Origin of the sequence: Marinomonas pontica (genome assembly GCF_036322735.1) — a bacterium.
GTDB lineage: Bacteria > Pseudomonadota > Gammaproteobacteria > Pseudomonadales > Marinomonadaceae > Marinomonas > Marinomonas pontica.
Map to the genome: position 1 here is coordinate 132048 of NZ_AP027271.1, position 20118 is coordinate 152165.

General features: G+C 46.5%; 18 protein-coding genes. 10 read left to right on the forward strand and 8 right to left on the reverse strand.

Annotation, left to right across the window (positions count from 1 at the left end; translation table 11 throughout):
- The first annotated feature begins 92 nt into the window (after positions 1–92).
- The 10 genes from cyoA (at position 93) to AABA11_RS00640 (ending at position 10495) form a co-directional block, all read left to right on the forward strand.
- A complete protein-coding gene (gene cyoA / locus AABA11_RS00595; protein WP_338264576.1) occupies positions 93–1151 on the forward strand; it encodes a ubiquinol oxidase subunit II in 1059 nt (352 codons plus the stop codon).
- The gene (gene cyoB / locus AABA11_RS00600; protein ID WP_338264578.1) at positions 1151–3130 is read left to right on the forward strand and encodes a cytochrome o ubiquinol oxidase subunit I; all 1980 of its coding nucleotides are present in this window, start codon (positions 1151–1153) and stop codon (positions 3128–3130) included. Before cyoA ends, cyoB begins: the two co-directional genes overlap by 1 nt.
- A 2-nt stretch (positions 3131–3132) precedes the next feature.
- The gene (cyoC, locus tag AABA11_RS00605; protein WP_338264580.1) at positions 3133–3756 is read left to right on the forward strand and encodes a cytochrome o ubiquinol oxidase subunit III; all 624 of its coding nucleotides are present in this window, start codon (positions 3133–3135) and stop codon (positions 3754–3756) included.
- Complete coding sequence (gene cyoD, locus AABA11_RS00610; protein ID WP_338264582.1) at positions 3756–4076, forward strand: cytochrome o ubiquinol oxidase subunit IV; 321 nt, start codon at positions 3756–3758, stop codon at positions 4074–4076. The genes cyoC and cyoD overlap by 1 nt, the downstream gene beginning before the upstream one ends.
- A 71-nt stretch (positions 4077–4147) precedes the next feature.
- Positions 4148–5038 carry a heme o synthase gene (gene cyoE, locus AABA11_RS00615; RefSeq protein ID WP_265729634.1) on the forward strand — a complete coding sequence of 297 codons (891 nt, stop codon included), beginning with the start codon at positions 4148–4150 and terminating at the stop codon, positions 5036–5038.
- Positions 5039–5217: 179 nt separating this feature from the next.
- Positions 5218–6876: a tannase/feruloyl esterase family alpha/beta hydrolase gene (locus AABA11_RS00620; protein ID WP_338264584.1), complete on the forward strand. Its 1659-nt coding sequence runs from the start codon at positions 5218–5220 to the stop codon at positions 6874–6876.
- 173 nt (positions 6877–7049) lie between these two features.
- Entirely contained in the window at positions 7050–7658 is a 609-nt protein-coding gene (locus AABA11_RS00625; protein ID WP_265729640.1) for a gamma-glutamylcyclotransferase family protein, read from the forward strand.
- Positions 7648–8709 carry a class I SAM-dependent methyltransferase gene (locus AABA11_RS00630; protein ID WP_265729641.1) on the forward strand — a complete coding sequence of 354 codons (1062 nt, stop codon included), beginning with the start codon at positions 7648–7650 and terminating at the stop codon, positions 8707–8709. Before AABA11_RS00625 ends, AABA11_RS00630 begins: the two co-directional genes overlap by 11 nt.
- Before the next feature lie 31 nt (positions 8710–8740).
- Complete coding sequence (locus AABA11_RS00635) at positions 8741–9199, forward strand: YehS family protein (protein WP_338264588.1); 459 nt, start codon at positions 8741–8743, stop codon at positions 9197–9199.
- A 231-nt stretch (positions 9200–9430) separates the two neighbouring features.
- A complete protein-coding gene (locus AABA11_RS00640; RefSeq protein WP_265729643.1) occupies positions 9431–10495 on the forward strand; it encodes a hypothetical protein in 1065 nt (354 codons plus the stop codon).
- 66 nt (positions 10496–10561) lie between these two features.
- Here the strand turns inward: AABA11_RS00640 and AABA11_RS00645 are convergent, their stop codons facing one another.
- From AABA11_RS00645 to AABA11_RS00680, 8 genes are all read right to left on the reverse strand, one after another.
- Positions 10562–11521 (reverse strand): AraC family transcriptional regulator, encoded by a 960-nt coding sequence (locus tag AABA11_RS00645; protein ID WP_338264590.1) that lies wholly within the window; start codon positions 11519–11521, stop codon positions 10562–10564.
- Positions 11522–11781: 260 nt separating this feature from the next.
- Positions 11782–12822 carry a peptide ABC transporter ATP-binding protein gene (locus tag AABA11_RS00650; RefSeq protein ID WP_338264592.1) on the reverse strand — a complete coding sequence of 347 codons (1041 nt, stop codon included), beginning with the start codon at positions 12820–12822 and terminating at the stop codon, positions 11782–11784.
- Complete coding sequence (dppD, locus tag AABA11_RS00655) at positions 12819–13787, reverse strand: dipeptide ABC transporter ATP-binding protein (protein ID WP_338264595.1); 969 nt, start codon at positions 13785–13787, stop codon at positions 12819–12821. Before dppD ends, AABA11_RS00650 begins: the two co-directional genes overlap by 4 nt.
- 11 nt (positions 13788–13798) lie before the next feature.
- Positions 13799–14713 carry a dipeptide ABC transporter permease DppC gene (dppC, locus tag AABA11_RS00660; RefSeq protein WP_338264597.1) on the reverse strand — a complete coding sequence of 305 codons (915 nt, stop codon included), beginning with the start codon at positions 14711–14713 and terminating at the stop codon, positions 13799–13801.
- Between the two features lie 9 nt (positions 14714–14722).
- The gene (locus AABA11_RS00665) at positions 14723–15733 is read right to left on the reverse strand and encodes an ABC transporter permease subunit (protein ID WP_338264598.1); all 1011 of its coding nucleotides are present in this window, start codon (positions 15731–15733) and stop codon (positions 14723–14725) included.
- A 132-nt stretch (positions 15734–15865) separates the two neighbouring features.
- Entirely contained in the window at positions 15866–17458 is a 1593-nt protein-coding gene (locus AABA11_RS00670; RefSeq protein WP_338264599.1) for an ABC transporter substrate-binding protein, read from the reverse strand.
- A gap of 623 nt (positions 17459–18081) precedes the next feature.
- Entirely contained in the window at positions 18082–18948 is an 867-nt protein-coding gene (locus AABA11_RS00675) for an NAD(P)-dependent oxidoreductase (RefSeq protein ID WP_265729651.1), read from the reverse strand.
- A 430-nt stretch (positions 18949–19378) separates the two neighbouring features.
- Positions 19379–19999, reverse strand: a complete 621-nt coding sequence (locus AABA11_RS00680) for an SGNH/GDSL hydrolase family protein (RefSeq protein ID WP_265729652.1) — start codon at positions 19997–19999, stop codon at positions 19379–19381.
- Positions 20000–20118 lie beyond the last annotated feature (119 nt).

A 20118-nucleotide genomic window follows, 5' to 3' on the forward strand; every position in this document is an offset into this window, starting at 1 on the left:
GGTGATCTTTACTGAAATACCCGGCATTGGCCGGATTTTCGTTCTGTTGCTTGATTTTCAGGTGGCAGTTTTGTGAACCTCGGGGTTAGAGGATGATTCTCTTGTTAACTCGTATCCTTAGTAAAGTCGCTTTGGCGCTAATGGTGGGCTTGCTCGCCGGTTGTCAGGGTGGTGTGCTCGATCCTAAAGGGCAAGTTGGTATTGAAGAGAAGCAACTAATTATTGTTGCGACTTTGTTGATGCTTCTTGTGGTAATTCCTGTCATCTTCATGACACTGTATTTCGCTTGGAAATACCGTGAAGGTCGTGACGAGATTTACGAACCAAAATGGTCCCACTCCACAAAAATTGAAACTATTGTTTGGGCAATCCCTGTTGTCATCGTCATCGTTCTTGGCGTGATCACTTGGAAGTCGACTCATGCACTGGATCCATATAAGCCGTTAGAGTCGGATAAAGAACATATCAATGTTCAGGTCATTTCGATGAACTGGAAGTGGTTGTTTGTCTATCCTGATCTAGGTATTGCTACGGTGAACGAGCTGAGATTCCCTGCAAACGTTCCTGTTGCTTTCCAAATTTCATCTGAAGGCACGATGAACTCGTTCTTCATTCCTCAATTGGGTAGCCAGATTTACTCAATGGCAGGCATGGTGACTAAGCTTCATTTGATTGCAAATGAGCCTGGCTCATTTGACGGTATGTCCGCAAACTACAGCGGCGCCGGCTTCTCTGGGATGAAGTTCAAAGCTATCGCAACACCGACAGAAGCAGACTTTGATGCTTGGGTTGAAGGTGTTAAGGCTGGAACTCATAACGTCATCAACAATGGCGTATTGGATCAAGCATCCTATGAGAAACTTGCTGAGCATGATATAGACGCGCATCACGTTGAGCCAACACCAGTTCAATATTACAACTCAATTGCATCAAGTATTTTTATGGACAACGTTATGAAGTTCATGAAAGACCACGGCAAAGTTGAGTTGCTAAAAGGCACAGCATTTGATTCTCAAATGATTCACAATAATTCAGCTCATGGCGAAATGAATCATGGTGAAATGAATCATGGTGAAATGAATCATGGTGAAATGAATCATGGCGAGTCTCAACACTCATCGCATGATATGCATACGGAGGCTGAAAAATAATGTCTGCACTCTTAGGCAAACTATCGTGGGACGCTCTTCCGTACGACCCAATCGTTATCGGCACATTATGTGTCGTTGCGGTTGGTGCGTTGGTGCTTGCTTTCCTACTTATTAAGCACAAATTGCTTGGCGTACTCTGGAATGATTGGTTAACGTCTGTTGACCATAAAAAACTGGGTATTATGTATATCGTTCTAGCATTGGTAATGCTTATCCGTGGTTTCGCGGATGCCATTATGATGCGTTTGCAGCTCGCGCTTGCTACGAACGGTGATCCAGGCTATTTACCTCCAAGTCACTATGACCAAATCTTTACGGCTCACGGTGTGATCATGATCATCTTTATGGCGATGCCATTTATGATTGGTCTAATGAACATTGTTGTGCCGTTACAGATTGGTGCGCGTGACGTTGCGTTCCCATTCTTAAACAACCTAAGTTTCTGGCTGGCGGCTTCTGGTGCCATCCTAGTAAACATCTCACTTGGTCTTGGTGAATTCGCTAAAACGGGGTGGGTTGCATATCCGCCTTTGGCTGGTTTGGAATACAGTCCAGGTGTGGGGGTTGATTACTACATATGGGCATTGCAGATATCCGGTATAGGAACAACCTTAACCGCAGTTAACTTCTTGGTAACCGTCTTCAAGATGCGTACACCTGGAATGAAGTTGATGGATATGCCGATCTTTACTTGGACCTGTACTTGGGCCAACATTTTGATTGCAGCATCCTTCCCAATTTTGACTGCTGTATTGGCTATGTTGACGCTTGACCGTTACCTAGACTTCCACTTCTTCACGAATGATGGCGGTGGTAACTCGATGATGTATATCAACTTGTTCTGGGCATGGGGTCATCCTGAGGTGTATATCCTAGTGCTACCAGCATTTGGTATCTTCTCTGAGATCGTTTCTACCTTTACGGGTAAGCGCTTGTTTGGCTACAAGTCAATGGTTTGGGCGACAGCATCGATTTCCATTCTTGGTTTTATCGTATGGCTTCACCATTTCTTTACCATGGGTTCCAGTGCCAACGTTAATGCCTTCTTCGGTATCATGACGATGATCATCGCGGTACCAACCGGTGTGAAACTGTTTAACTGGTTGTTCACTATGTACCGTGGTCGCCTTCGTGTGACTGTGCCAGTACTATGGACACTTGGTTTCATGGTGACGTTTACTGTTGGTGGTATGACAGGTGTACTACTTGCTGTACCTGGTGCTGATTATGTATTGCATAATAGCTTGTTCTTGATCGCTCACTTCCATAACACCATTATTGGTGGTGCGGTATTTGGTTATCTAGCAGGTTTTGCTTTCTGGTTCCCTAAAGCAATGGGCTTCCACCTAAATGTTAAATTGGGTAAAGCGGCTTTCTGGTGCTGGTTGGTCGGCTTCTTCTTAGCCTTTATGCCATTGTACGTTTTGGGCTTCCTAGGTATGACTCGTCGTCTTAACCACACGGATAATCCAGATTGGAACATTTGGCTGTATATCGCTCTTGTTGGTGCCCTTGTTATCTTTGCAGGTATTATCTGTCAGTTCCTACAATTGTTCGTCAGCTTCCGTGACCGTAACAAAAACTTGGACACAACAGGTGATCCATGGAATGGTCATACGCTTGAATGGTCTACGGCTTCTCCGCCGCAGTTCTACAATTTTGCTGAATTACCAGTTGTTTCTGATATCGATGCTTTCACTGATATGAAAGAAAAAGGCACAGCTTACGTTCGTAAAGAAAGCTATGCACCTATCCACATGCCTAAGAATACCAAGGCTGGGGTTATCATCGGTGCCCTTATTACGGTATTTGGTTTTGCAATGATCTGGCATATTTGGTGGTTGGCAATTGTTGGTTTGGTGGGTTCAATCGTGACTTTTATTGCTCGCGCCTACACCAAAGATGTCGATTACTATGTTCAGCCTGATGAAGTCGCTCGCATAGAGAATGAGCATCTAGATAACGTGGCTAAGGGGTAATCATGAGCACTACACATATGAATACGCACGACGCTCACGAAGCTGGTGCACACCACGACGAGCACCATGATACGGGTGGAAACACCGTATTTGGGTTCTGGTTATATTTAATGACAGACTGTTTGCTATTTGCATCAGTCTTCGCTACCTACGCTGTGCTCTTTATGAACACAGCTGGTGGTGTATCTGGTAAAGAGATTTTTGATCTTGAGTTAATCCTTGCGGGAACGGCGGCGCTACTTGTTTCAAGTATCACATTCGGTTTTGCAATGATTTGTGCTCATAACAAAAACCGTTCAGGCACGTTAATGTGGTTGCTGGCGACTTTTATATTTGGTGGTGTGTTTATAGCCCTAGAAATATATGAGTTTCAGCATCTGATCCATAATGGTAACGGCCCTCAAGCTAGCGCTTTCTTGTCAGCGTTTTTTAGTCTTGTTGGTTTGCATGGATTACACGTTACAGCCGGTTTGATTTGGATGGTTATTTTAGCTGTTGAAATCATAATGACGGGGCTGACAGGCCGATCATTGACTCGTTTGGCTTGCCTAAGCTTGTTCTGGCACTTTTTGGATATAATCTGGATCTGTGTTTTCACCGTTGTTTATCTGATGGGGGCGATCTAATGAGCGATCATTCTTCTGAAGCGCACTCACACGGTAGTGTTAAGTCTTATATCGTTGGGTTTATCTGGTCTGTTATTTTGACCGGTATACCATTCTGGATGGTAATGACTGAGGCGTTCGATAAAGGTCCAACTTACATCACAATCGTTGTATTGGCTGTTATTCAGATCTTTGTTCACTTGAAGTACTTCCTTCATTTGGACTTCTCTGAACAAGGTAAGTTGGACACATATTCATTCATCTTTTCTGCTGTGATTATTGTGATGGTTGTCGCGTTGTCCGTATGGATTATCTACGCTTCCAACGCAATGATGATGTAAGCAGAGTTATTTGATGATTATGCGGACTTCTTTCATTATAAATAATGAGTGTCCGATGGGAGCCTATAGCGATGTTTAAGCGTTATCTTCAGGTAACAAAGCCTGGCATCATTATGGGCAACCTCATCTCTGTTGCGGGGGGCTTCTTTTTAGCCTCCCGTGGCGAGATTGACTGGATTCTTATGCTGGCGACAGTCGTTGGCTTGTCGTTGGTGGTTGCTTCTGGCTGTGCCATTAACAACTATGTTGATAGAGATATTGATGCAAAAATGCAGCGCACACGTAACCGCGTGACGGTTAATGGAGAAATGTCCGGCAAAGCCGCTTTCTTTCATGGTGTTGTATTAGGCGTAATTGGTTTTGCTCTACTGTCGTATTTCACGAACTGGGTTGCTGTGGCTTTTGCCGCCTTCGGTTATGTGGTCTACGTTGGTTTGTATACATTACACTTCAAGCGCAAATCGGTTTACGGCACGTTTGTAGGCAGCTTGTCGGGTGCGGTTCCTCCTGTTGTGGGGTATTGTGCCGCTGCAGGCCAGTTTGATGCTGGTGCTGCAATCTTGCTAACAATGTTTTGTATTTGGCAAATGCCACATTCGTACGCGATTGCCATCTTTCGCTACAAAGATTACGAAGCGGCAGGGATTCCTGTCTTGCCTGTGTCACAAGGTATCGCGAAAGCAAAACGCCATATTATTCTTCACATCGCCGCTTTTGCAGTGGTGGCAGCGCTTTTACCGCTGACCGGATATGTGGGAATTGGTTTTATGGTGGTTGCATTAGCTACCAGCCTTTGGTGGTTAGCAATGGCATTGCGCGGTTACCGTCCGGGTATTGATCTGAATGGATGGGCACGACAAGTGTTCTTCTTTTCTATTATCACTGTTACGGCATTAAGTGTGACCATGGCATTGGATTTTAATGATGTCTCACCCAATTTAGTGGTGTTTAGCGCTCATTAATTCATGCTTTACAAAACGGGCTTTTAGCCCGTTTTTTATTTCCTTCCTCTGTAACTTTCTATTATCCTCATTATTGGTTATTTTGAAGCCTACTCATTGAGACTGATTTTTAAAAATATTCCCTGCATTGTGAGGAATACGTTTTGGGTCTGCTTCTACAATCAAAAAGGACGATGTGAATGAAAGCGCTTTTCACCTACATAGCACCCACGTTGGCACTGTTATTATTAGGCAGCAACTCGGTTTATGCTGTTAATTGCCAAACGTTAGTCACAAAAGCGCCTCAGAACGTAGAAATTAAAACCACCATGATGGGCAGAGACAAGGATGTAAGAAGTCCATATTGTTTGGTGTCGGGCGTTATGTCACAGCGAATGGGGGTGGGGAGCAAGTTCTATTCGATCCAGTTTGAACTGCGTCTGCCCAACTTTTGGCAAGGCCGTTTTGCTTATCAATTTAATGGCGGCAACGATGGCGAAGTCAAACCCGCATTGGGCGCGGTAACTGGGCTAACGGGTCCTCAATATGCCATTAACCAAGGTTTTGCCGTGGTGTCTAGCAATGGCGGTCATGATGCGTTAGCTAACCCAGAAGCAGGGCTTGCGAGTCCTGTGATGTTTGGCCATGATCCAGAAGCCCGCCGTGATTATGGCTACAGTGCTGTGGAAAAGTTAAATCCGGTCGCTCGTACGTTGGTTGAAAGCTACTACGAATCCCCAATCAAACATTCCTACGGTCTTGGTCAGTCGAATGGTGGCCGCATGGCCATGGTTGCCGCGACTCGTTTCCCTACCATGTTTGACGGTTTGCTGGTTGGTTACCCAGGCTTCAATTTACCGAAAGCCGCGTTGCAACATGCGTGGGACGTTCAAGCCTTACATCGCGTCAATGACGACATTAGCCAAGCGTTGAGTCAACGAGACTTAGACTTTTTTTCGAATAAAATGCTTGAGCAATGCGACACCTTAGATGGTATCAGTGATGACATGATCTTTGCGGCCGATGCGTGCCAAAAGGTATTCGAGCCTAAGGCATTGGTGTGCAAAAGTAACTTCGACCGCGACTGTTTACCGCTGAATAAAATTGGGGCGCTCATGCGAATGCACATGGGACCTCATAACTCGAAGAACCAAGCCTTGTACACCAGTTGGCCTTATGACGCTGGCATTCGATCTCAGAACTGGCGCATGTGGAAAATAGAAAGCCCTATTTCAGCATGGAGCAATAAGCCGGTCAGCGTGGTGATGGGCGGCGCTTCGCTGGCGCACATTTTTACCACACCCTATACCAATGTGTCTGGTGATGTTTACGCATTAGAGAATTACTTACTCAAGTTTGACTTCAATAAAGACGCCCCGAAAATTTACGCCACGAATAGCCAATTCAAAGAGTCTGCCATGTCGATAATGACGCCGCCAGACGCCGCTAAGCCGAGGTTAACTCAGTTCAAACAACATGGCGGGAAAATGATCATTTTTCACGGTAACAGCGATCCCGTGTTCTCAGTGCAAGACACCATGCGCTGGTATGATTTTTTAGACTTTATGCTGGAAGGGCGTGCGCCTGAATTTGTGAGATTGTATCGTGTGCCAGGTATGCCGCATGGTCAAGGAGGTCCCTCTGCGGATCAGTTTGACACCTTGCAGCCATTAATAGCATGGGTAGAGCATCGCACTGCTCCTCAGAGTATTGTGGCGGCGACACGCACAGAGAATCCAGACATAACGGCACGAATGGCCGGTTTAACTCGTCCGCTTTGCCCTTATCCGTCCTATGCGAAATATCGTCAGGGGAGTTTGCAAAAGGCGAGTTCATTTCAATGCGTGGTCAGCAAATAATTGGACTAGGTCTCAGCGCCCGCCGTCCACGTCGATAAAGCCACCCGTGGTGTAGCTGGATTTATCGATCAATTCCTTCATTCGCTAGTACTGTCTAGAGCCACACGTTATCATGCGTGACATCCTTATCGATTTCTTTGTTTTCGGTGTTATGGGTTTTCTTTGGAGGCGGCATGAGTGTATTAGATCGACATTTCATATTAGGTTATGGCAGCTTAATCAACGGCGAAAGCCGCGCGAAAACGGGTGAAACAGGCCATGTTTGGCCAGTTAAATTACACGGTTTTGAACGTCATTGGTCAGTGATGTCAGTGGATTATGGAATGAGTTCTGTGGCCGTGGTTCATGCTCCAGATAAAGCCTGCAATGGCGTGTTAGTCGAAGTTCCTTTTGATCAGTTTGCGTTGTTTGATGAGCGAGAAAAAGGTTATCAGCGTGCCAAAATCAACGCTGAACAGCTGACCGCTTACCAAGATGACCCCTTACCGACAGGCACGTATTGGGTGTACCACACGGACGATGTGGTTGAACCGCATCACGATTGCCCGATTGCACTGAGTTACTTGGATGTTATCTTGTCTGGTTGCTTGGAGCATGGCGATGCGTTTGCACAAGACTTTCTGGTCTTGACCAAGGGGTGGTCATCGCCTTTACTCAATGATCGACAAGCACCACGCTACCCAAGGGTTCAACCCGATCTTTCGACAGCGCGTTTGAATACATTACTCGCGCCTGTCACCACACTTTCTATTAAAGAGCTATCTGTAACTTATGAATCTTAACTCGACGAGCCAACTACTGGCACGCAACGAAGAGGAACTGGTTGGCAATATCTTATTTGCGAACCCTGAAGACACCTACCCACTTGACCTCAGCAGAAAAGCGACAGTGTCGGCATGGTGCCAATCTAAAACGAATTATGACGCCTTGTTGCGAGTCGGTTTTGCCGATGACAAACTTTTCTTGTCTGAACAATGGTCGTTGGAGAATGGGCAAGAGTTTGATCATGTGGTGATTTATCAGCCCAAAGCCAAAGAGCTGTTGGATTACCTGCTTGCTGCCGTTTTGCCTGTGCTTAAAGATGGTGGTCAAGTCTGGCTGGTGGGCGACAACAAAAGCGGCGTGAAATCGTCGATGAAACGCCTAGAATCTGGATTAGACGAAGTGGGTAAGGTCGATGGTGCTAAACACTGCTTGCTTTACACTGGCTACAAGCGCCGCCCAGCCAAGCCGTTTGTGTTTGAAGACTGGATCGTCACATGGAAACAAGACGTGGCAGGACAAAGCCTGACATTGTGTAGTCTTCCTGGTGTATTTGGTCACGGTAAACTCGACAAAGGCACTGATATTCTGCTCAATCAATTGAATCAACACCGTTTTATGAGCGATGTTGCCAGCGCCCGACTGCTCGACTTTGGGTGTGGTGACGGCATTATCGCCCTTTGGTTGCACAATAAAACCGGTGCCAAGATCACCGCATTGGACGACAGCGTGTTAGCGCTGAAAGCCACAGAACTGACCTTCGCGGCGAACCAAGTGAGCGACGCCGTTACGGTGTTAGCGTCCAACGGTTTGTCCGAAGTAAAAGGTCGCTTTAACTATGTTGTTACCAACCCGCCGTTTCATACCGGTGTGAACACGGACTACAGCATAGCGGAAAGCTTCTTTATGACCGTGAAGCAGCACCTTACCTTGAACGGTGAATTGTTTGTGGTGGCCAACGATTTTTTGCGTTATCCACCGATACTAGACGCGGCATTGGGCACACACACCCGTTTGTACCGTGACAAAGGCTTTGCGATTTATCACGGCCGTCAACCAAAGAAAAAATAACCGCGTCACTCTCCAATACTAGGAATTTACTTTGAACAACAACGATATTTTACGCCGACTTCGATACACGTTTGATCTAAAGGAGTTAGAGATAGTCGATATCTTTGCTGCGGCGGAGGGCGTTGCGTCACAAGAACAAATCACTGCGTGGCTAAAGAAAGAAGACGATGCTGGTTATGTTGAGATGATTGACGTGGAAATGGCGACATTTTTAAACGGTTTCATCAATACCAAGCGCGGCAAACGCGAAGGCCCGCAGCCTGTGCCGGAAAAGCGTTTAACCAACAACGCTGTTTTTATGAAGTTGCGCATTGCCTTAAATCTGCAAGCGGAAGAAATCCTCGACATCATGTCGCTAGCGGAATTCAATCTTAGCAAGCACGAACTTAGTTCTTTCTTTCGCAAACCAGACAACCGTCATTACTGCGAATGCAAAGACCAAATATTGCGCAACTTCTTGATGGGGTTGCAAAAACAGTTCAGAGTGTAAGCAACGGCTTTTCTCTTTCTCTGTTTTTTCTTAAAACCGCGGCCAATTTTGTCCGCGGTTTTTTTGTTTTTATTGGTTCTTGCCGTCATTGATTTCTGTCATTTTGTCTTGGTATTTCCCTCTCCACTCAGTGTACAAAGATTGCACTATATGGCTATTTCACCCTGCTGCACTTTGCGATATTAGCTGCTCATAATAAATATAAATGACAAACACAGAGTGGTATCCAACATGCTAATGAAAAATAAAGTCGCACAAGCGGTGATTATTGCAGGCCTATCTTCTCAAGGTTTTGCACTGGAATTAGGTGAATTTAATGGCACTCAATTCAGCGTAGGTGGCTATATTAAGGCAGAAGGCGTTTTTAATAATCCCGATGAAAGCGACAACTCGTTTGAAGGCAGCGCTAGCCAGTCTCGTTTGAATGTTACGACCAGCCGCAAAGAAGGCGACCACAGTTTGAAAGGCTTTATTGAAGGAGACTTCCGTGGCTCCTCTTCCGTGTTTCGCTTACGTCATGCGACTTTGACGGTGGATAATTTAACCGTGGGTCAAACTTGGACGGGACAGTTTTTTGCCAATGCGCCTTTTGACACCGAAATGATTAACTTCTACGGAACGGGCATCGGTACCGTATCGGGCAATGGCGCGGTTGTGCGACCAGACCTTGTTGCGCATTATGTAAAAGACGGCATGCGTTTTACCGCACAAGACCCACTTTACAGCAACGCCAGTCTTCCTGATTTGATTGCCGGATACACAGTACGCTCGGCAGAAGGTCATGCGTTTAACGTGACAGTGACAGGTCGTGATGTCGACACAACACCTTCCGTGACGACGGACAGTGAGTCGAAATTTGGTACCGCTTTGTCGTTAGCGGCCAAACTAAAATTTGGTGATACCAGTGTGTCATTGAGTGGTTTCTCGGGAACGGGCGCCGCCATTTATGCGGGCTGGGGATACAACGGTGCAGCGGGAACAGCGGCGTCAGCTGAAATAGACAGTGATGGCGATCTATTGACGGTCAGTGGTTTCTCGGCAGGTATTGGCCACAAAGTAAATGATAAGTTACGTGTGAACCTACGTTACGGGCAAGTCAGCGCAGACGATTCTAGCTTGGACGATGATACGCTGACCATTACGACGGCAAACCTGATTTATGCTTATCTTCCAGGTTTGGAAGTGGGTGTTGAGTTGCGTGATCAAAGCGCAGCGAGCAATGGCGCAGCAAGCGGTAGCATCGCAACCCGCCCTGCTGGACAGCAGGTGGAAGTGATGGCCATGTACAAGTTTTAAGAAAAGAGCACGAGCAAGAACAAACTGGGCTTTACCCTTTTGCCCAGTTTGTTTTTTTTTATGGTGTTAATGCGCAAAGTCTCGCAATGTTTGTGAAGGCAACTCCCCAATTTGTTCACGGTATTGAGCCGAGAATCTTCCTAAGTTTGTAAACCCATATTTCAATGCGACTTGCGTCACGTTTCGAACGCGTTCGTTATTTTTTAGTTCAGCATAAGCGCTTTCTAGTTTGAGTCGGCGAACATACGCTGATGGTGTTAGACCGGCTTCTCTTTCAAAAAGGTTATACAGAGATTTGCGGCTTATTTTGCAAACATCGGCTAATTCATCGATCGTGATATCGGCGGTAATATGATCCAGCACATAATTGCGCACGCGCTCCACATGGCGATGCAAGGATAAGGAGGTGAGCGGAGATTGGTTAAAGTTGCTGTTGAACATAGTCAAAATTGCGCTATTAAATAATCTGCAGTAATAGATCAAGGCGCGATCATACAGAGTGCTTTTGTCTTGTTGTAACATGTCATTAAGCAAATTGAACAATGGTCCCGTCATGGGAAAAACGTTTGCTTTATGCTCGAATTGAATGGGGTCTTTTGTCGACATATAGCCGAATTTTCGTGCCGTCTGGTGCAAAAAATCCGTTGGTATTTTGACGATGAGTTTCCGGCAATCTTTGGTGTTATGGGATTCAAATCGAGTGCCGGGCATGACCAAAATGGAGTCGCCTGTGTTTAAGGTACGCTCTTGGTTATTGGATTTACCGATGCTTTGACCGGCAAGAATGATGTGCAAAAAGTAGGCGCTCGTGTCTTTAGACGCACGAATAGTGGTGATTTCGCCTGCTTCGTATTCCAAAATAGACAGCGGCCCAAACTCTTTGAACCTTAACTTTGCGTACTTCTTCAGAGGCGTACTCTGAATAAAACGATACTCTCCAAATCCTTTGTCCAATAACACTTTCGTGAGCGTTTGCGAAGACGCGTCTGCGACCTCAAGGTCGTAGATAGAAAAATCAAACGTCATACTGACACCAATGCATTCATTATTTTTATAAGTTAGCAATCTGAGTAAGGCTTTGAATGGCTTTCCTCAGTGTCTAAAGTGTAATGCTTGAGGTGTGGACTTGGTCATCCAATTTAGTGCTGTGTATATAAATTATTGGTATAGTAAACAATATGATTTTATGTCTGCTAGACTGTTTCGATAAGGGATACAAAAGATCTGGTCATAAAAAAACGCCCTTCCGGGCGCTTTAGAAACAGACAAATATCGAATGGATTCGTTTACGCTGCGCCCACTGCGATGGCGTCAATGCGGTTTTCTTCCACAGCATGACACGCAATCAAATGGCCTTGCTCTTCGCTTTCTTCGCTGTCTAATCTCAATATTGGCGTTTCGGTTTTACAGCGGTCGTTGGCGTAGCTACAACGTCCGTGAAAAGCACAGCCAGAAGGCGGATTAAGCGGAGATGGCAGTTCACCTTGCAGCTTAATACGAACACGACGTTTATCCGGTGAAAGCTGCGGCGTACTAGACAGCAATGCTAATGTGTAAGGGTGTTTTGGGTTCTCGAACAGTTGTTCGCGAGAGCCTTGTTCCACCACTTTGCCTAAATACATCACCATCACGTCATCGGCGATGTGTTCGACCACAGACAAATCGTGGGAGATAAACACATAGCTCAAGCCAAACTCTTTCTGCAAATCCATCATCAAGTTCAATACTTGTGCCTGAACGGACACATCCAGTGCCGACACGGGTTCGTCCGCGACAATGACATTTGGGTCGAGCATCAAACCACGAGCGATGGCGATACGCTGACGTTGACCGCCAGAAAACATGTGCGGGTAACGGTCGTAATGTTCGGTTTTGAGGCCGACTTTTGCCATGATGGAAAGCGCTTTTGCTTTGCGTTCGGCTTTGGACAGTTTAGTGTTAATCACCAAAGGTTCTTCCAAAATAGCGCCGATTTTCTTACGAGGATTCAGTGAGCCATACGGGTTTTGAAAGATAATTTGAATCTTCTGGCGTAGCTTGGCTTGAGCGTCCGCGCTTAACGCCAGCAAGTCTTCGCCAAGATGCGCCAACTTACCGTTTGTTGGTGTTTCGATCATCGTCAGCATGCGGCCAAGAGTGGATTTACCACAACCAGATTCGCCGACTACTGCAAGGGTTTTGCCTTTTTCAAGATTGAAACTAATACCATCGACGGCTTTCACTACGGCATCAGGTTTAAACAAACCTTGTTTGACGTGATAATGCTGCTTTAAATCTTCGGCTTTCAAAATTAAGCGGCTATCGTATGAGTGGTCAGACTGATTCATGCGGCTGGTCTCCCTTCGCGGTCCAATGGCGTATGGCATTTTACTTGGCGATCAAGGTCGCCTTGGTTCGCAGGTTCAACCTTGCGACAATGATCGGTCGCATAAGGACAGCGTGGGCTGAGCAAACAACCCAAAGGACGATCGTATTGGCCTGGAACCACGCCAGGCAAGGCTTCTAGACGAGCTTTACCCGCAGCGGACTCAGGCAAAGAAGCCAACAGAGCTTGCGTGTAAGGATGTCTTGGTGTGCTGAAGACTTCTGACGCTGGGCCGGATTCAACAATTTGACCCGCGTACATAACGATCACGCGATGCGCGACTTCGGCCACCAAAGCCAAATCGTGCGTGATCAACACCAAGCCCATTTGCTTCTTGCGTTGTAGCTCGATCAATAGATCAATGATCTGTGCTTGAATGGTCACATCAAGAGCGGTAGTTGGCTCGTCGGCGATCAATAAGCGTGGATCGCAGGCAATCGACATGGCGATCATCACTCGCTGGCTCATACCGCCAGAAAGCTGATGCGGATAATTGTCCAAACGCGATTCCGGTGCTGGTATGCCCACTTGCGTTAACAACTCAATAGCGCGCGCTTTCAGCTCTTTCTTGCTACCGCCTTGGTGCGTTTTTAACGCTTCGATGATCTGATAGCCCACGGTGAAACATGGGTTTAAGCTGGTCATTGGATCTTGGAAGATCATCGCAATGTCAGACCCCGTAAGCTTACGGCGTTGCTTTTCTGGCATCGCCAACAGATCTTGGTTATCAAATGTCAGCTGATCTGCGCTGACTTTTCCTGGGAAATCGATCAAGCCCATGATGGACAATGAACTGACACTCTTGCCTGAGCCAGACTCCCCAACGATGCCGAGAACTTCCCCTTCTTCGACCTTGTAACTGATGTTATCCACGGCGCGAAAATTGCCGAAGGTAACGCTTAAATTTTCCAACTGTAACAGTGACATAACAACCTCTCTTACTGTTTCAACTTGGGATCAAGGGCATCACGCAAGCCATCACCCATGAGGTTAAACGCCAGTACTGTGATCAAAATCATCAAACCGGGGAAGGTCACTACCCACCACGCGCGCTGAACAAACTGCAACGCATCGGCCAACATAGAGCCCCACTCAGGAGTGGGTGGCTGCGCGCCTAGGCCTAAAAAGCCCAACGCCGCCATATCCAAAATCGCGCTGGAGAAACCTAACGTTGCTTGCACGATCAATGGCGCTAAGCAGTTTGGCAAGATACAAATAAACATCAAACGCAGCGGGCTCGCGCCAATGACGCGAGAAGATGTCACATAATCTCGTGACATTTCGGCCATGGTCGCCGCACGAGTCAAACGGACATAATGCGGTAATGAGACAATGGAAATCGCCAAGGCCGCATTGACAATGCTTGGCCCTAAGATCGCCACGATCGCAATCGCCAACAACAAGCTTGGCATCGCCAGCATGATGTCGACAATACGCATGATGGCAGTGTCGATCACGCCGCGGAAATAACCTGCGACAAGACCCAATAAAATCCCCATGATCAAAGAAGCCGTAACCGCGACGATGCCCACGGCAATCGAAAGGCGTGAACCGTAAATCAAACGAGATAAAATATCGCGACCAACGTCGTCTGTACCTAAAACGTAAGACCAATTACCGCCTTCTAACCATGCTGGTGGCAGCAGTAAAGCATCACGGTATTGGTCAGAAGGTGAGTGTGGTGCAACAATATTGGCAAAAACCGCCATGAAGCAAATCAGCACAATAAAGGCCAAGCCCGCCACCGCGCCTTTGTTGCTGCTGAAGTAGTGCCAGAACTCTTGTAATGGCGTCATTGGTACTGGCGCAGTCAATGGAATGTCTGTCGTGGACGTTTTTGTAGAAGTTGTCATAACGTCTCCTTATCGGCTGTGTCGAATGCGTGGGTTAACAATGCCGTATGTGATATCCACCAAAAGATTCACGACAATGATGATACATGCGACGATCAAGATGCCGCCTTGTACAACAGGGTAGTCACGGCGTCCAATGGACTCGATCAGCCATTTACCAATGCCCGGCCAAGCGAACACGGTTTCGGTAAGAATCGCACCGGATAACAAAATACCCACTTGCAAACCAATTACGGTAATCACTGGGATCAAGGCGTTACGTAACGCATGAATCACGATCACTCGCCAAGGGGCAATGCCTTTCGCGCGGGCGGTGCGAATATAATCTTCGCTTAATACTTCCAACATAGAAGAGCGCGTCATACGGGCGATAACTGCCATCGGAATGGTGCCGAGCACGATACTTGGTAAAATCAGATGAGACACCGCGGACGAAAACGCGCCTTCTTCACCAGACAATAAAGAGTCAATTAACATGAAGCCGGTAACATCGTCTATCCAATAGACCACGTCGATCCGCCCCGAAACGGGCGTCCAGCCTAAAGTGACGGAAAACACCAACATCAACAGCAATGCCCACCAAAAAATAGGCATCGAATAACCGGTAAGAGAAAACGTCATCACCGAGTGATCAATCACGGTTCCGCGTTTTACTGCGGCAAAAATACCCGCGGGCAAACCAATCAAAATCGCGAAAATCGCGGCACAGAAGGCTAATTCTATGGTCGCAGGAAATAGGGTGAGGAATTCTTTCATCACGGGTTCACGAGTGATCAAAGAGTTGCCCAAGTCGCCTTGCAATACGCCAGACACATAGCGGAAGTACTGGACGTACAACGGCTGGTCAAAACCAAGTTGTGCACTTAGCTCGGCATGGCGTTCATCGCTCACACCACGTTCGCCGGCCATCACCTCGATAGGATCTCCGGGAATTAAGCGAATTAGGGTAAAGGTCAGCAAGGTAATCCCGATAAAGGTCGGAATGACGAGGCTTAGACGACGGAAAATAAATTGGAACATAAAGGACTGGCTCTCTTGAGATTATGTGATCGAGCAAACCGCTCGGTCAGCAAAACACTTACTCGCGTCCCAGCGAGTAAGTGTTTTGGTTCGTCCGAAGACTTTTTATCAAAAGTACGACTTCAACATCGATTATTTGCTGACGTTGTAGAAGTAGTGACCACCAAGTGGGTCGATTTTGTAACCTTTCACTTCTTTACGAATTGGCTCGTACACAACAGAGTGAGCAACAGTGATCCAAGGGGCTTCACGTTTGAAGACAACTTGAGACTCTTCGTACAACTTAGTACGCTCCGCTTTGTCAGACGTTTGCTTCGCTTTTAGCAACAGGTCGTTGAACTCTTCGTTACACCACTGGGCACGGTTAGAGCCGCCAACGCCGTCACAACCTAGCAAAACGTAGAGGAAGTTATCTGGGTCACCATTATCACCAGTCCAACCTAGCAACACGGTATCGTGCTCGCCTTTCTTAGAACGGTTTAGGTATTCACCCCATTCGTAAGACACGATCTCTGCTTTTACACCGATTTTAGACCAGTCTTCTTGCATGATTTCAGCCATACGACGCGCATTTGGGTTGTATGGACGTTGTACTGGCATCGCCCAGATGTTGGTTGAGAAGCCATCTGGATAACCCGCTTCAGCAAGCAATTTCTTCGCTTTTACTGGATCGTATGGGTAATCCACAACATTTTTGTTGTAAGACCACATAGTCGGTGGAATTGGGTTTTTCGCGACTTTACCTGCACCTTGGAACACCGCATCGATGATCGCGCTCTTGTCTGTTGCTAAGCTCAGGGCTTGGCGAACACGAGGATCAGTGAAGGGTTTTTTCTGAGTGTTAAAGGCCAAGTAACCCACGTTCAAGCCTTCTTGGCTCATTAGGTTGATGTTTGGATCTTTTTCCATCTGCTTAAGGTCAGCAGGATTTGGGTAAGGCATCACATCACATTCGCCGGCTTTCAATTTTGCGTAACGAACAGACGCGTCTGGTGTGATAGAGAAGACAAGACGGTCGATTTTTGCTTTGCCTTTCCAGTAGTCTTTAAACGCGGTGTAACGGATTAAAGAGTCCTTTTGGTACTGAACTTTTTGGAAAGGACCTGTGCCCACTGGATCGATGTCCAATTTCTCAGGTGTGCCTTTCTTCATGTAAAAATCCGCTTGCTCTTTAGAGAAGATAGACGCGAAGTCCATAGCAAGGTTGGCAATAAAAGGCGCTTCTGGTTGGTTTAGAACAAATTTGACGGTGTAATCGTCAACTTTGACCATTTCTTTGATCAAAGAATCCATACCCATGCCCGTGAAGTACTCGTAAGAGCCGCCAGACACAGTGTGGTATGGGTTGTTTTTGTTGCCTTGACGGTCGAATGTGAAAATCACATCGTCGGCGTTAAAGTCACGTGTTGGTTTGAAGTCTTTAGAAGAATGGAACTTCACGCCTTTACGCAAATGGAAAGTGTATTCAAGGCCATCGCTAGACACATCGTAGCTGGTTGCTAAGCCTGGTTCTGTTTCAGTCGTACCCAATTTGAATTCGACTAAACGGTTGAACATATTTTTAGACGTGGCATCAAACGTGGTACCCGCAGTATAGAACGCTGGGTTGAAGCCTTCAGGGCTTCCTTCTGAACAATAAACCAAAGTGGAGGCAGCGTGAGCGGATGTGCCGATTGCTCCAGCAGCCATAAGTGCAAGCGTCAGTTTTGCTAACCCTTTTTTCATTGTAACTCTCCATTAGCATAATTATATTCGTGTCGAACACGTGGGAAGTCGAATCAAGGTATTCGTTACTTTTGTGATTGTCTCGGGTAGGTAAAGAGTCTTCTTTGCAGTGCGTTTCTTTACAGTTTAAAAAAACAAACCCCATTCAAACTCCTAGTTCGAATGGGGTTGTCCTGCCTCGTCCTTGAGCCCCCTTTAGCTATAAACGATGGAACTGAATGAACAGAACCATCAAAAACAGCGTCTCTGAAGAGTACTGAAGCCAATTTAAATAACCAATCGAAATAACGATATGGCCTATGCGTGTAACGAATACAGAATTTGCATAACAGCGGGGAAGCCTTGAAAACAATGGTTTTGCAGGAAAATTGACGCGTAAGGAATAGGGAAGAAAAAGGATTATTTATTTTAGAAAACAGAAAAAAGTGGAAAAACGAGAGATTGAAAGAAGGTTTTTAGCGAGTTTTTGTATGGCTAAAAAGAGAACAACCCCTCCTTAATCCTCACCTTGAAGATAAGGTGAGGAAACAAGCAACACCAGCTCCATCTCTTGAAAATAAGAGGTCGTGTGGAGGGGACAACACCAACTTCTCCCCCAGCTAAGGGGGAGTGTTGGGAGGAGGTTACTTTTTATCGAGTGCCTTTATTAGGACAGACGTGTCTTGGCGACCTCGGCCTTCTGCGATCAATGCCTGATAATCTTGATCAACGGCTTGTGTTAATGGAATCTTGAGTCCCATTTTCTCTGCTTGCGCAAGACACAGACCTAAATCCTTATGCATCCATTCGATGGCGAAGCCAAAATCAAACTCTTCTTTTGCCATGGTTTCGCCACGGTTTTCTAATTGCCAAGAGCCTGCGGCCCCGTATTTTAGCGTATCGACTAAGGTCGCAATGTCCAAGCCTGCTTTCTGAGCAAAGCGAATCCCTTCGGACAAACCGGATAAGACGCCGCCAATTAAAATCTGATTGACCATTTTGGCGATCTGACCGTTTCCTACCGGCCCCATTAATCGAGTGGCTTTGGCGTAACAATCAAGCACGGGCTGTGCTCGTTCAAGGTCGCTGTCTGTGCCACCAATCATCACCGTTAACACGCCGTTGACGGCGCCCGCTTGGCCGCCTGAAACCGGCGCGTCCATGAAGAAGAAACCGCGCTCTTGAGCGGCTTGATGCAACTCTTTTGCTACTTCAGCAGACGCGGTGGTGTGGTCTATAAACAGCGTGCCTGCTTTTGCTTGCTGGAAGGCGCCATCAGCGCCCAAATAGACGGCACGCAGATCATCGTCGTTACCTACGCAGGTTAATACAATGTCGGCGTCTTTTGCCGCCAGAGCGGGCGTAGTGGCAAAGGTTCCTGTGTATTCCTCACGCCAGTTTTGTGCCTTTTGAGTCGAGCGGTTAAACACCACAACATCATGGCCTGCATTGCTGACGTGTCCAGCCATTGGGTAACCCATGGTGCCAAGTCCGATGAAGCTCACTTTCATTGCTTTTCTCCTTACTGCATTGATTCAAGTTGTAGTAAATCATACGGATTTATAGGTTGATTACGAGGTACAAAAAATGCTGAAACACAGCATACAGACGCAAAAAAGAGCGTTTTTTGGGCAAATGAAGCGAGGGACAGAAAAGTAGAGCTTGCGCACTCACCCTGTGGATAACTTTGTGCAAGAAAAAAATGGCGAGCGATTATTTCGTAAAAATGCCGGAGTTTGTAAATAATCGTGCATATTTTGTACGATTTGTGTGCGTTCCTTCTGCTCAGTTTGACATTGAGCAGATTGTCAATAGGGAATCTCAACAAAAAATCAGATTTTGATCCCGTCAATTTTTTGTGTTGAGATCGGTTCTCTTTTAAAACGCCGGCATTTCATTTTTAAAATTCAAATAAAAACGATAAAAAACAGTGAGTTGAGATCAAACTTTAGTCTTTATTAAATCGTGCAACGCGTGTGCTAAGGCCTCATTGGCCTGAGCGTCCAAGTGCACACCATCTACCTCGCTGGGCTGTAAAATGCCCGCTGCATTGAGGAAAATACATTTGTTGTGAACCGCCATATCTTGATAGTGCTGGTGAAAATGTTGTGATTTTTCAATGGCGCCCGCGAAACTTTCGGCCATAGCCCCTGTTGGGGATAAAATATTTGGCGGCGCGATGACCACTAAGGTCGGGTTAGGGAAATCGTGCGAATTCGGCATTCTTGACTTTTCAATCAGCTTTTCTACGCCTTTTGCCGCTTCATAGGCGCCCACATTGAAATGTCGCTTAAGATCGTTGGTGCCCAACATCAAGATTACAATATCGACTGGTCCAAAGGTTTCCAAAGCGGCTTGTAAATACGACAGACCGTTTCGGCCTTCTAAAAAGGGGTCATTCCAGATGGTGGTTCGACCCGGCAAACCAAAGTTAATAACCTGATGATGTTTGCCCAACAGCTCATTTAAAATAGTGGGCCAACGTAGATGTTTGGGATACCGTCCGCCATTCGGAATGCTGCCCCAAGTAAGGGAATCGCCGTAACACAGAATCGTTGCCATGATCCTCTCCTTGCTTTTTTTATTTGTCATTCGTTAGTGTAGTTAAAACAGAGCGTCTTCGAGCGAATATCACGCGCATTTTTCGTTCGTGTTTATGGACAATAACAATGAGAGCCAAC